Source organism: Prodigiosinella aquatilis (genome assembly GCA_030388725.1).
GTDB lineage: Bacteria > Pseudomonadota > Gammaproteobacteria > Enterobacterales > Enterobacteriaceae > Prodigiosinella > Prodigiosinella aquatilis.
In genome coordinates this window covers 2,872,107-2,885,505 of record CP128857.1, presented here as the reverse complement: position 1 = coordinate 2,885,505, position 13,399 = coordinate 2,872,107, and the positions used below count along the sequence as shown (strand labels likewise).

Genomic DNA, 13,399 nt, shown 5'->3' with positions numbered 1-13,399 from the left:
CTTAGCCATGTGTGTTCGTCAACGGTAAACTGTTGTCATGGAGAATTTGCGCTACCAGTTCGTCAGCTTGCTTAAGAGTAACGTCGTAAACGTCGGTGTGATAGCGTGGCGTATTGACCGTTTCTGTGGGTAATAATTTGCCTTGATCATTGTGAATATCCACTTTGGCGTACATCGACAGACCGATACGCAGCGGATATTGCTTTATACTTTCTGGCTCAAGAGCAATGCGCACCGGCAGTCGCTGGACGATTTTTATCCAGTTTCCGCTGGCATTTTGGGCAGGTAACAAGGCGAAGGCACTGCCAGTCCCGATACCAAGGCTTTCTATCGAACCCTTGTACACCACTTTATCGCCATAAATGTCGGACGTCAGGGTAACCTCCTGACCAAGCCGCATTTGCTGCATTTGGCTTTCTTTAAAATTGGCATCGACCCATATCTGATTGAGGGGCACGATTGTCATTAGCGTCGCGCCGGAACTTACGTGCATCCCCAACTGAACGGAGCGCTTCGCAACATAACCGCTTACTGGAGCAACAATAGCGCAGCGTGCCCAATCCAGATACTTGCTACGTAGGTCTGCCACCGCACTTTTGATCTCAGGATGATTGTCGACCACGGTATTATTGACCATGGCCTGATTGACGCGCAGAGACTCTTCTACTGCATTAAGGTTGTTGCGGGCGCTGTTGACCGCATCCTGATAATGCGCCAGCGATTCTGTGGAGATAGCGCCTTTGGCGGCCAGTCCTTTACGACGGTTATAATCACCAATGGCTTGTTGCAGTGCCACCTGCTTGGCTTTAACCTGCGCTTGATAGTTATCCACGGTACTGTACAGACCACGCACCTGGCGCACGGTCTTGGCCAGCGAAGCTTCCGACTGTTGCAAGGCGATGAAGGTATCGCTCGGACTGAGTTGCACCAGTGTTTGTCCTTTCTTTACATAATCTCCGACATCAACACTGATTTTTGTCACGGTACCATCGATTTGTGGTGTCAGTGTTATCTGGTTGCCATCAACATAGGCATCGTCGGTGGTCTCATAAAAACGCACGTACAGTTGGTAGTAGATCCCACCAGCAGCAGCAGCCAACAGCAAAATAACCAGCAAAACAGTAAAATTACGTTTACGGTGACTGGTGTGTGGAAGAGGGGAATCTGGTTTTGTTTCCATGGTGGTGGTGACCTTTGCCATTTGTTCGTTTATTGAGGGAAAAAGCGTTCTATGACGTCATTCGGCAACATCTTGGTGAGGAGTTGTGTGAGTTGTTCTGTCTCCTGAGGGGTTAGCCGGGCGGTCATCTGTACCGGTAAAATCTGTCTCCCCTCCAGCTCGAAACGCTGACAAATCGTCGTCCCTTTTTCAGTCAACGCCAAGATCACTTGACGCTTATCGCTGGGGTGAGGTAGACGCAGAATCAGTTTCCGTTTCACCATCCGTTCGATCATGCGACTCAGTGCACCCCCATCCATCATCGTGTTCTTACTCACTTCCACCGGACTGACAAACCCGTTACGAATATTGATTAATACCTTGAACTGAGCAGCGGTAATGTCACTACCGGCAAGGTATTCATTAATTAATTGATCTTTAAATTGGTTTGCCAGGTGAATCAGCAAACCAAGTGGATAGGTATTTTCAGCAAGTTTTTTCTTCATACTTACAACATATTGACTAGGCATTTATTACGTATGAAATTAATGCCTAATCAGTTAAATGTCAATTAATTATCATTACAGTTTGTTTCTTATTGGTGTGATGTAGGCTAAATCGGCAGCCTTTTCATAGAAACGACGGTGACAGGCGTGGGTGACACCCTTCCGTGGTGGCGGATAAACAGTTGCAGATCAAAGTTCTCTTCGAGGTTTTTGGATACTTGGCATTTCCTTATTTAATAATGATGCTTTCCTTCGTATTCACGGCAGATGTTACATTGTGAAATCACATGGTGACATTTTATGCTACTTTAGGTGGGTGGTTTACGAAATATAACTTATATTTTTATGATGTAAGCACGTAGCATTAATGGATATATTGGAATATGAAAGTGTTTGTTATTTTTATCAATAAAATAAAGAGATGCGGTTGCACCATCGTATTATCTTGCAACAATAGTGCTGATATATCTGTAACCTTTTAATGACAAAAACCTTATATTTTGTGAGTTTGCTCACAACTATTATTTGGGTTTCATATATTATTCTCAGCATATGTCCTGTCGCCGCGAGTATAGTGACATTATAAGGTTGTATCAATTTTCTGTGAAAATATGTTTCCGAAATTTTTGGCGGTGTTTTTTTATTTTTTTGGCGATAGTTTAAATATATTTATGGACACAATGTAAAGACTAATCAATGAGAGGAAAATACATGTCAACTTATTATTTTTTACCGACACGCAATGTTTTCGGCGAAGGTAGTGTGCAAGAAGTAGGTGAATTAGCGAAAACGCTAAACGCTAAAAAAGTACTGATCGTTACTGACAAATTTCTTGCTCAGAGTGGTATGGCGGATAGAATCGCTGAAATTTATAAAAAGTCGGGAATTGACACTCATGTCTTCTCTGGCGCAGAACCTAACCCAACAGATAAAAACGTCGCTGATGGCATTATGGTCTATCGGGAACAAGGTTGTAACTCAATAGTCTCGCTTGGTGGTGGATCGTCACACGACTGTGCCAAAGGCATTGGCCTGGTTGCGGCCAACGGCGGAAATATAAGGGACTATGAAGGCGTTGATAAATCCAGTAATGATATGATCCCGTTAATGGCAATTAATACCACTGCCGGCACGGCCTCTGAAATCACGCGTTTTTGCATCATTACCGATACCGACCGCAAAGTTAAGATGGCCATTGTCGATTGGCGTGTTACACCGCAAATTTCAATTAACGATCCTGAGTTAATGGTAGGTATGCCGCCCTCGTTAACTGCCGCAACGGGGATGGATGCATTGACCCATGCGATTGAAGCGTATGTATCAACAATGGCTAATCCACTTACTGATGCCGCAGCATTAAAAGCAATTAAAATGATTACCCAATATTTACCTAAGGCTGTTGCTAATGGTGAATATATGAAAGCCAGAGACAATATGGCTTATGCTCAATATTTGGCCGGCATTGCATTTAATAATGCCTCTTTAGGTTATGTGCATGCTATGGCTCACCAGCTTGGCGGTTTTTATAATTTACCGCATGGTGTATGTAATGCAATTCTATTACCTTACATAGAATCATTTAACCTAATGAGCAATCTTAATCGATTCAAGGATATTGCAGAAGCGATGGGAGAAAATATAGTTGGTCTTTCCACTGATGAGGCTGCGGTTAAAGCTATCAACGCTATTCAAAGATTGAGCAAGCAAGTTGGTATTCCTCGTGATCTGAAGAGCCTTGGTGTTAAACCAGAAGATTTCGCCATTATGGCTGAAAATGCTAAAAAAGACGTTTGTCAGCTGACCAATCCGCGTAAAGCGACTAAAGAACAGGTTATCGAGCTCTACAGAAAAGCTTACGAAGGTGAACCAGCTATATAATCTAATGGTAATATATACCGAATAGATTTCGAGTCCCGATGAGCTTACTCAAGTAAGTTCATCGGGCAAATCTGCCGGGAGTAGATTTGAACGCTGCTTGCAGCGACCATAAAGGGGCGAGGCCCAAGGATGGGGGAAGTAGTTGAGCGCCGCAGCCAACGCACATGCAACTTGAAAGATGGTTACAACATATTGAAATGGAAACTGATATTTTAAAAATGCTACTGTAGATTCAATTTGTCAACGCAACATCATTTAAAAAAACGTGTTTTGGCGTTTTAAATTTCAGTGTTTTTCTCGACCTGTTATTTAATTGTTCTGCGACTTGATTAATATCCTGTTGTGAATGTTGAGCCAGACAGGTCCTTTCAGGGAAGTATTGCCGAATAAGGCTATTTCTTTTTCGTGAACTTCAGCGCCAGTTATTTTCCAACTGAACACATTTCCTACCAGATACAGATAGTGCCAGCGACCACGTACCTCTGACGACAAGGTCACGCATGATGTGCACTGGCCGCCACGGCTTCATTTATCCGGCGGATAAATTGACATTGCTCATTCGTCGGCGTCAGTCGTCTTCAGTTTCTCCATAATAGTTCCTGCGCTTTTTCGTAGCAGCAGTCTCGCTGTTGTTTTTGCCAGTGCTTCTGCTGGTCATTGTTCACTGTTTTGTCTGCACTCGTACCGGTTTTCCTCATATTTAGCCTGATTACACCAGTTACACAGGATAACTGCGGATGTTCCTTCCCGCTGCGCAACTGCGGCTATGCCCGTAATTTTGCCCGCACACCAGCTTTATGCTCGGGGGAAATTCGCTTTACGTGTCACTCCATCACTCTCTGGATCATTCTTTCATAGAGGGTGACATTTATATGATGACACTGAGGGGGACCACGTCATCCTTCAGATAGTGGCGCGTGAACTATGTGAGTCCAGTCACAAAATTATAAAACGAGAGTATACTAATGGTATACATACATCTGCAAAATGTATACGGTATGTACATTAGTAAATATGCATAAGAGTTAATATGAAGCCAGTTTATATCAGTATCGCCGACGACCTGGTCTATAAAATTAATGAGGGTTTCTATTCGGAAGGGGACATGCTGCCCACCGAAGTCGAGCTATGTGAGATTTATAACGTAAGTAGGATGACCCTGCGTAAGTCACTGGCTTTACTGGCGGAGCAAGATTTGCTTGTAAGAGTGAAGGGGTCAGGTACTTATGTAAAGAAAAATAAATCAGCGATTCATGGCGCTGCTGAGCTAACGGGTTTCCAGCAAGAGATTAAGAAACAAGGAAAAGAAGTCACTACCAAAGTGATAACATTTGAGATCATTCATCCAGATGCAATGGTAGGTGAACGGCTTTGTTTAGGACCTACAGATCAGGTTTTTCATATTGAGCGCATCAGATATATAAATAATGAAGCTGAGATTTTTGAACGGACATACATGCCAGTAAATATGTTCTCTGACCTAACAGTCGAGATTATGTCAGGATCAAAATATAGCTACGTCCGTTCGAAAGGAATAAATATTTATGGGAATAAACAAATCGTATCAGTTGAGCTGGCTGATAAAAGGTTAAGCAAAGTCCTTGATGTCAAAGTAAACCACCCACTTTTGAAAGTAATTTCAATGGGGGAATATGAAGAAGGAAAAGTATTCGAGTATAGCATCAATATTTTCCGATTAAATCAATACAGCTTTGAGTTTTACGCACGATAAGAGAGATACATTATATAATCATATTTAAAGAGGCTTTATCATGACGGTTAAAATTTTTTTATGTTGTGCTGCGGGTATGTCGACATCAATGGTTGTTAATAACATGAGGAAAGTTGTAACTGCGAAAAATCTTGATGTTGCTATTGAAGCATATTCAATTTCTGAGTTTGAAGATATGCTGCCACGTTATGATATTTGTATGGTAGCTCCACAGGTAAGTTATAAGTTTAATGATTTTAAAAAACGATGCGATGAGTCTGGTAAGGCGTGTCATAAAATAGAAATGAAAGACTATGGAATGCTTAATGGTGAGGCAATTCTAAATCAGGCTTTGTCAAAAATCTAATCGTCAATGTTTTATGAAAAAATAACTACCCTATTTTAAAATATAAATGAAAGATTTAGGCATATTTATTGGAGAAGCAGCCATAAACCAAGCCTTGTCAAAAATCTAATTACCAGGTGTCTTATGAAAAACAAATTATTCTATTTTTTAGAAGAGCATCTTGCGCCTTTCGCAGGTAGGATCGGGGCTCAACGACACGTTATGGCAATTAGGGATGCCTTTATTGGTGCAATCCCTTTTATTATTGTCGGTTCATTTGCGCTTGTTATTGCGTACCCTCCTTTTTCAAAGCAAACAGTAAATTTTTGGACTGTTTTTGCAGCGAAATATCATAATGAGATTATGGCGCCATATAATTATACTATGGGAATAATGGCATTATGGGTAGTAACTGGACTCGGTTATAACTTAGCCAAGAACTACCGTAAACTTAACCCATTTCTTGCAGGCATCTTATCACTAGTAACGTTTTTAATGCTTTCAGCCCCCATGACGAGTAATGAAGCACTACCCATCGCAAATATGGGGGGGACAGGAATTTTTACGGCAATGATCATCGGGATTTTCATTCCTGAGATGATGCACTTCTTAATAAAAAACAACATTGGATTAAAACTACCAGAACAAGTTCCTGATAAAATCAGGCAATCCTTTGACTTACTGATTCCAATAGCTTTAGTCATGGTTGTTGTATATCCACTGAGTGTGATTGTTTACAAGCAAACTGGGATGATCATTCCTGAGTTAATAATGCAAGCATTCAAACCGCTTATTTCTGCTTCTGACAGTCTGGGGGCTGTTTTGCTGATCACCCTCGTTGCTCAGGTTCTATGGTGGGCTGGTGTCCATGGGGCAACGATTGCTAGTGGAGTGATAGCTCCGTTTGTTTTATCAAACTTAGCTGTTAACCAGCAAGCCCTTGCGGCAGGTACTCCAGGGACAGAGCTACCAAAGATTTTTGCTCAACCATTAATTGACTTTTTCATTCAGCTTGGCGGATCAGGTGCGACCTTTGGGTTAGTGCTACTATTCTTGCGGTCACGCTCATTGCATTTAAAATCAATTGGTAAATTATCATTGATTCCAGGTTGTTTTAATATAAATGAGCCTATGGTATTCGGTACTCCTATTGTGCTCAACCCTTTATTCTTTATTCCATGGGTTGTGGCACCTTTAGTCTGTGGTACCGTAACATGGTTTGCATTTAAACTTGAACTGCTTCATCGGATTGTTATTCTTCCGCCATGGACCACGCCTGCTCCGATTGGCGCTATGTGGGCAACAAACTGGTCAGTTCAGGCACTGGTAGTTATTGCAATTAACTTTACTCTTGCCACTATTATATATTTCCCATTCTTTAAGATATATGAAAGATCTTTGCTAAAAGAAGAGATGGCACAATAACTTCAAAACTTAATGATCTAATTTAAATTATAAATATAGGTTTAACTATGGAAACTAATTCTGTTCTTGATGAAGAATATTTAATGAATTTACTTTGTCAGGCAGGTGCTGCTAAAAGCGCAGCTATGGACGCTATCTTTAAAGCTCGCGAGGGTTCTCATTCGGAAGCACTTCATCAGTTACAAATTTCTGATGAAATATTCAAAGAGGTCCATAAATGTCAGACTGAATTAATTAGTATGGATGAGGGTAAAGGTAAAATACAAATGACCTTAATTTTAACCCACATCCAAGATCATATTATGAATGGTATGTTATGCAAAGAAATTGCAATTGAACTTGTTGAGTTGTATCGTCAATGTAAGGAAAAACAGAATGCTTAAAATAGCAATTATTGGTGGTGGTTCCAGCTATACTCCGGAAATCGTTGAAGGGTTTATCAACAGGTACCATGAATTACCTATTACTGATATCTGCCTGTATGATATTGAGGAAGGTCGTTATAAAGTTGAAACCGTTGGTGCTTTTGCTAAACGAATGATTCAAAAATCAGGTTTGCCAATTAATCTGACGATTACCTTCAATCGTGCTGAGGCATTAGACGGCGCATTATTTGTATGTTCTCAAATGAGGGTAGGCATGATCCCTGCCCGAATTAGAGACGAACGTCTTGGGCATAAATATGGAATGATTGGCCAGGAAACAAATGGTATCGGTGGGTTTGCAAAAGCAATGCGAACCATTCCTGTGACATTAGATCTTTGTCGAGATATTGAAAACATTTGTCCAGATGCCTGGCTTATTAACTTTACTAATCCATCAGGTATCATTACTGAAACCGTATTAAAGCATACCAGTGTTAAAGTTATTGGCTTGTGCAATGTTCCTGTTATCACTCAATATGGTGTCGAAGAATTACTTGGGGAAAAGGTTCAGATACAGTTTGCTGGCCTAAACCATTTTATCCATGCATTTCACATTTGGGATAATAAAGGAAAAGATCATATTAAAGAAGTCATCAATCGAATGTGTGAAGGGGATGATTTCGAGTTACCCAAAAACCTCGGTAAGGTAACATGGGTACCAGAGCAACTAAGACAACTTAATGCAATTCCGTGTGGCTATCACCAGTACTATTATATGCAGGATGATTCTGAGCATAAGGAAATGGATGCAAAAGATTTCGTAACGCGTGGGGAAGAGGTCCAAGCGATCGAAAAAGAACTGTTTAAATTATATGAAGATATTAATCTTGATATTAAGCCTAAGCAGCTTGAAGACCGTGGCGGCGCTTACTATTCTGATGCAGCATGTGAATTGATTAATAGCATTTACAATAACAAAAGTATCCTTATGCACGTAAATACACGTAATAATGGTACTATTTCTGAACTACCTCCAGATTGTGCGATTGAAGTAACATCGCTGATTACAGCTTCTGGGGCGCACCCATTAAATATTCCTGCCATTGAAAATCCAGCAATTCGTGGGACATTGCAGCTGCAAAAAGCCTTTGAAGAATTAACTGTTAAGGCAGGTGTTGAAGGTGACTACGGTACAGCCCTTCAGGCCTTGACAATTAACCCACTAGTGAGAAAAGGAAATGTTACTAAACAGATTCTGGATGAGATGATTGAGATTAATAAGGATTATCTCCCTCAATTTAAATAAATAGGTTGAAAAAAACAAAAGGGCATGTCTCTTTTGTTTTTTTATGGATTTTATATCACAACATCAAGAGTTCGCTCTGCGCTATAAACAGATGTTGCGAGGTTCAGTGCGTCAATTAAAAAAGGGGCAGGGCAAACGACATAGCTACAAGTTGAAATGTAGTCGTGCGGTGTGGGGTATAAACCAGCATCCGTGCGCTGCTACGCAGTGTGTCACGCTTTCAAACGCTCAAATAACAGATCCAGAAAGGCGCGTACGGCTGGATTTGCGCGGCGGCTTTCAGGCCAGAGAACGGTCAGGTTATGCCGTTTTACGGCAAATGCTGGCAGTACAGGGATCAACTCTCCTCGCTCAAGCCAGGACGCGGCCATAAAGCTTGATGCCATTCCAATGCCGGTACCGGCCGCTATCGTTGCCAATACGCCCTCGCTTGCATCGGCGACAACCGCAGAGGGGAGCAACATCTCGATTTCCCGCTCCCCAATGCGGAATGGCCAGCGAAACAACTGACCGGTACTTTTATAGCGAAGGTTCACTGTTTCGTGCTCCATCAGTTCGTCGGGATGCAGTGGGGCGCTGTGTTTGCTCAGATAGTCAGGGGAAGCATAGCAACACAGCTGATACGGCGGGAGACGGCGCGACAACAGCCGCGAGTCAGGGAGATCGCCAATCCGTATGGCAACATCAATGCCCTCATCAACCACATTAGCAAGATTGTCGCTCAGACGCAGATCAATGTGCACGTCAGGCTGACGCTGGCGAAACAGCGCCAGTAGTGGGGGAAGCATATGCAGTCCCACCGGAAGCGAGGCGGCAACACGTATGGTGCCGCTGGGTTCCGCACGCGCTATTTTCGCTACCTGCTCAATCTCTTCGGCATCCCGCAATAATCGCAGCACCCGCTCATGCAAGTCACGGCCTTCAGGCGTAAGCGTCAGCGATCGGGTGGTTCGCGTGAAAAGTGTCAGCCCGAGGTGCCGTTCCAGTCGCTGGATACTTTTACTAACAGCGGAAGGTGAAACAGATAAAGCGCGGGCGGCGGCCGTATAACTGCCCAGCGATCCGGCGCGAGCAAAAGCGATAAGCCCTGTCAGGCTTTCAAAACCAATTTGTTCTTTCATGTCATAAGTAAAGCGAAACAGAGCACTATTATCAACTCAAGGTAACTGTCCTAATCTGCTTGAATCGAACATACAGCAGAGGAAACAGTAATGACAGCAATGATGAAAGCCGTACGGTTGCATGAGTTTGGCGGACCCGAAGTGCTGCATTATGAAAATGCACCCCGACCGACACCAGGCACTGGTGAAGTCCTGGTGCGTGTGCATGCAGCGAGTATTAACCCGCCGGATCTTTATCTGCGGGATGGGTACCGTACGCTGCCGCCCCAATGGCGACCCAGCCCCACGTTTCCACTTATCCCCGGCACCGATATAGCCGGTGTCATTGTGGCTGCAGGAGAGGGTGTCCGCCATTTTCAAGTTGGTGATGATGTATATGCCATGGTGAGATTTCCACAGGATCTGATGAAAGGCAGTGGAGCCTATGCAGAATACATCTGCGTTGCTGACGACGAGCTTGCGTTAATACCGCCGGGAATCGATTATGTGCATGCCGCAGCCGCGCCTATGTCACTTCTGACTGCATGGCAGTTTCTGGTTGATACCGGTCATGATGCACCCAATCCTTTCCAGTCCTTTCCGCATGTACCTGTCGCACTGGAAGGCAAAACGGTTCTGGTCAATGGGGCCGGGGGCGGTGTAGGCCATCTTGCCGTACAGGTTGCCAGATGGAAGGGGGCGCGAGTCATCGCTGTCGCGTCCGGCAAACATGAAGCACTGCTGCGTGAACTGGGCGCCAGCGAGTTTATTGATTACACCCGGCAAGCCGCAGAAACGGTTGTGCAGAGTGTCGATCTGGTTATTGACGCTGTTGGTGGTACAAATGTGGAACGGTTTCTCAATATCATCAGACCCGGCGGGGCGCTTTATCTGGTTAATCCACTGGGTTTTGCCGGGCAGAGCGAAGCCGACCTTCGCGGCATTATCGTTTCATCTACACAGGTTCGTTCCAGCGGTCAGCAACTTCAGGAAGCAGGCCAGTTGCTTTCAAGCGGGTTACTGCGTGTGGTGACAGACAGCACTTATCATCTCTTTGACGCCGCCGCTGCGCATGAACGCGCTTCCAAAGGACGTATTCAGGGCAAGATAGTTCTTCGTGTGAATTGAAAGCGTATGTCCTTTATACACTGACAGCGTAAGCGGGACGCTTTATTTTGGCGCACCAGATAACTATAAAAAGCGTGGCCTGTACCAGAAAACGGTGCGGATACGTATCGTCTTTGAAAATAAACGGCTCGCCAATGCTTACATTTCCCGGTTCGCTAGGATGAATATCAAGCTTATCTGGCGCTCTTCACTGCGAACCGGGTGTAAGAGATTGCCGTAAATGATGGGCACTTTGCGGAAGATTCGTCGCCAAGCGCAAAACCGGTGATCTCCCTGATGGCATGAATACACCAGACTCTATGCGGCTGTCTCTGCGGGCGAAAGCCGATAACACCGTCAGGTAACAACGCGTGACCTGGTCATGTCTATGAGACCACGGTTTTGAGTAATGGGCATCACTATGCGCAAAAGTTTAAAAAGTGAATGGCAAACGTTGTTGCTGGCGGGGTTAATAGTCATATACTCAGCACAATGCAATTTCATATGGCTGACCTGGTGCCAAAAACAAAGGTGACCAACATATGGTGTGTTAATTAATGGGGCGCAGGTCAAAGATCGTCTGTTTGTTGTCCTTTTCGTTCGACTTTGCAAAGACGTATCACACTCAGTTTAATTGCGCTAAAAACCGCCGAGGAACGATGTCATGAAGCGCTTCTACCAAACTCAAGACACCATCACCGTTGGGATCGCCCTCGCGGTAAAGCTTAACGTCACGACTCCGGACCTGCTACGCAATCAGGAGCAGGATTTACCCGCCACCAGCACACTGCGCGGCAATGCCGTGGTCGAACTGGTTTTGCGCTGAGGATGCCGTCATGACCGCTTTTCATCAACTGACTGCCACCAGCCTGCGTGGTCAGCTCATTTCTATGGACGACTATGCTGGTAAACTGGTTCTGGTGGTTAATACCGCCAGCCATTGTGGCTTCACGCCACAATACGCAGGCCTTGAAGCGCTCTACAAGAAGTACGCCGCCCGGGGGCTGGTGGTGCTTGGTTTCCCCTGCAACCAGTTCGGTAAGCAGGAACCCGGCGACGCCGACGAAATCGCTCAAACCTGTTACATCAACTACGGTGTGAGCTTCCCGATGTTCGAGAAAGTGGAGGTCAACGGCACCGCTACGCACCCGGTGTTCCGTTATCTGAAAGAAGCATTGCCCGGTGTGTTGGGTGGGCGGATCAAGTGGAACTTCACTAAGTTCCTGATTGGACGTGATGGCAAACCGCTCAAGCGGTTTGCACCGTTTACTCCCCCCGAGAAAATGGAAGCCGCAATCCTTGCTGCACTTGAAAGCTAAGTGCGCCTGTAATTCGAACAACAATTTCTCCGAATTGAAGCCAAAAAAATGCCGTACCAGTACAGACTGATATGGCTATTTTTGTGGTTTATTTTGTCAGAAGGGTAATCCCATTGTGCAGATGCTTCCCTTCCTACAAATATAAGGTGGAACATACGCTTTCCGGCACATATCCAGATGATCTGATCACCATTGCATCATCGCTTTAGGGGCATCTAGATATTCTGCTTTATGGATGTAAGCCGCACACACGCTGTTGCGCTCCTGATGGCTCATTTGACGCTCAACCGCATCCTGCTACGCCCACAGTCCAGATTCCATCAGCGCGCTACAGGCCATTGCCCGGAATCCGTGGCCGCAGATGTTATTTTTTGTGTCATAACCCATCAGGCATAAAGCCTTGTTGACGGTGTTTTCGCACATTGGCTTATACGGATTGTGATCACCGGGGAATATCAGTACCTGATGCCCGGAGATTTCCCGTATCTGTTTCAGAACAGCGATGGCCTGCCGGGAGAGGGGAACGATATGTGGAGTGCGCATTTTCGCCCCACGCCCTGAGTAGCGGACACCGGGGATTGCCTCGTGAGTGGCAGGAATGGTCCAGATTCTGTTCCTGAAATCGATCTCAGACCAACGGGCGAAACGCAATTCTCTGGAGCGGATAAACAGATGCCGAGTGAGTGATACGGCCAGCCGGGTTAGTTCTCGTCCTTGCTGATAGTCCTCTATGCGAGCCAACAGCTCCGATAGTCGCTCCAGTGGAAGGGCAGGGTAGTGGCGTTTAACGGGAGGGGCCGTTACGCCTGACAGATTCAGCGCCGGGTTAATGTTCTGTGCCAACAGCTTGCGAATACCGTCACGTTGCTGACGAGCGTCGGCCAGCGATACATCGGGGCAGATACCTAGGCCGAGGCGAGATTCTTTTCTATTGATACGATATTTGAGATACCAGAGACGCGAACCGCCGGGATTAACTAACAAATATAGACCGTGTGAATCGGAGACTTTAAAGGGTTTGGCAGATGATTCTAATCTGCGGATTTTTGAGTCGTTAAGAGACATTTGGGGGTCACTCCGTCATCGAACCAACCTGACCCCAAATCTGACCACCAAATTCTCCCGATGCGGAGGGAAAACTGAACATGCATCGGGAAGACTTTTCACGCTATCACGC

General features: G+C 44.8%; 12 protein-coding genes and 2 pseudogenes. 9 read left to right on the top strand and 5 right to left on the bottom strand.

Annotated elements, in window-relative coordinates; translation table 11 throughout:
- Position 1: 1 nt before the first annotated feature.
- Positions 2 to 1,180: an HlyD family efflux transporter periplasmic adaptor subunit gene (locus PCO85_13390; protein WJV52237.1), complete on the bottom strand. Its 1,179-nt coding sequence runs from the start codon at positions 1,178 to 1,180 to the stop codon at positions 2 to 4.
- Between the two features lie 29 nt (positions 1,181 to 1,209).
- Positions 1,210 to 1,665: a MarR family transcriptional regulator gene (locus tag PCO85_13385; GenBank protein WJV52236.1), complete on the bottom strand. Its 456-nt coding sequence runs from the start codon at positions 1,663 to 1,665 to the stop codon at positions 1,210 to 1,212.
- 711 nt (positions 1,666 to 2,376) lie between these two features.
- On the opposite strand from PCO85_13385, the gene PCO85_13380 reads away from it, so the two are divergent.
- Positions 2,377 to 3,543, top strand: a complete 1,167-nt coding sequence (locus PCO85_13380) for an iron-containing alcohol dehydrogenase (protein ID WJV52235.1) — start codon at positions 2,377 to 2,379, stop codon at positions 3,541 to 3,543.
- Between the two features lie 232 nt (positions 3,544 to 3,775).
- Here PCO85_13380 and PCO85_13375 read toward each other — a convergent pair.
- Positions 3,776 to 3,940, bottom strand: a pseudogene (locus PCO85_13375) (IS30 family transposase).
- A 633-nt stretch (positions 3,941 to 4,573) separates the two neighbouring features.
- Here PCO85_13375 and PCO85_13370 point away from each other — a divergent pair.
- The 5 genes from PCO85_13370 (at position 4,574) to PCO85_13350 (ending at position 8,696) form a co-directional block, all read left to right on the top strand.
- A complete protein-coding gene (locus PCO85_13370) occupies positions 4,574 to 5,275 on the top strand; it encodes a GntR family transcriptional regulator (protein WJV52234.1) in 702 nt (233 codons plus the stop codon).
- 40 nt (positions 5,276 to 5,315) lie between these two features.
- A complete protein-coding gene (locus PCO85_13365; GenBank protein WJV52233.1) occupies positions 5,316 to 5,621 on the top strand; it encodes a PTS sugar transporter subunit IIB in 306 nt (101 codons plus the stop codon).
- Between the two features lie 123 nt (positions 5,622 to 5,744).
- Positions 5,745 to 7,025: a PTS sugar transporter subunit IIC gene (locus tag PCO85_13360; GenBank protein ID WJV52232.1), complete on the top strand. Its 1,281-nt coding sequence runs from the start codon at positions 5,745 to 5,747 to the stop codon at positions 7,023 to 7,025.
- Positions 7,026 to 7,072: 47 nt separating this feature from the next.
- Positions 7,073 to 7,408, top strand: coding sequence for a PTS lactose/cellobiose transporter subunit IIA (locus PCO85_13355; protein ID WJV52231.1), 336 nt, complete (start codon positions 7,073 to 7,075; stop codon positions 7,406 to 7,408).
- Positions 7,401 to 8,696, top strand: coding sequence for a 6-phospho-beta-glucosidase (locus PCO85_13350; GenBank protein ID WJV52230.1), 1,296 nt, complete (start codon positions 7,401 to 7,403; stop codon positions 8,694 to 8,696). The genes PCO85_13355 and PCO85_13350 overlap by 8 nt, the downstream gene beginning before the upstream one ends.
- A 212-nt stretch (positions 8,697 to 8,908) precedes the next feature.
- On the opposite strand, the gene PCO85_13345 is transcribed toward PCO85_13350, so the two are convergent.
- The gene (locus PCO85_13345) at positions 8,909 to 9,817 is read right to left on the bottom strand and encodes a LysR substrate-binding domain-containing protein (GenBank protein ID WJV52229.1); all 909 of its coding nucleotides are present in this window, start codon (positions 9,815 to 9,817) and stop codon (positions 8,909 to 8,911) included.
- 90 nt (positions 9,818 to 9,907) lie between these two features.
- On the opposite strand from PCO85_13345, the gene PCO85_13340 reads away from it, so the two are divergent.
- From PCO85_13340 to PCO85_13330, 3 genes are all read left to right on the top strand, one after another.
- Complete coding sequence (locus PCO85_13340; protein WJV52228.1) at positions 9,908 to 10,924, top strand: NADP-dependent oxidoreductase; 1,017 nt, start codon at positions 9,908 to 9,910, stop codon at positions 10,922 to 10,924.
- A 643-nt stretch (positions 10,925 to 11,567) separates the two neighbouring features.
- Positions 11,568 to 11,729 (top strand): hypothetical protein, encoded by a 162-nt coding sequence (locus tag PCO85_13335; GenBank protein WJV52227.1) that lies wholly within the window; start codon positions 11,568 to 11,570, stop codon positions 11,727 to 11,729.
- 10 nt (positions 11,730 to 11,739) lie between these two features.
- Positions 11,740 to 12,222, top strand: coding sequence for a glutathione peroxidase (locus PCO85_13330; GenBank protein WJV52226.1), 483 nt, complete (start codon positions 11,740 to 11,742; stop codon positions 12,220 to 12,222).
- Positions 12,223 to 12,408: 186 nt separating this feature from the next.
- On the opposite strand, the pseudogene PCO85_13325 reads toward PCO85_13330, so the two are convergent.
- Positions 12,409 to 13,287: pseudogene (locus tag PCO85_13325) on the bottom strand (site-specific integrase).
- Between the last annotated feature and the right edge of the window lie 112 nt (positions 13,288 to 13,399).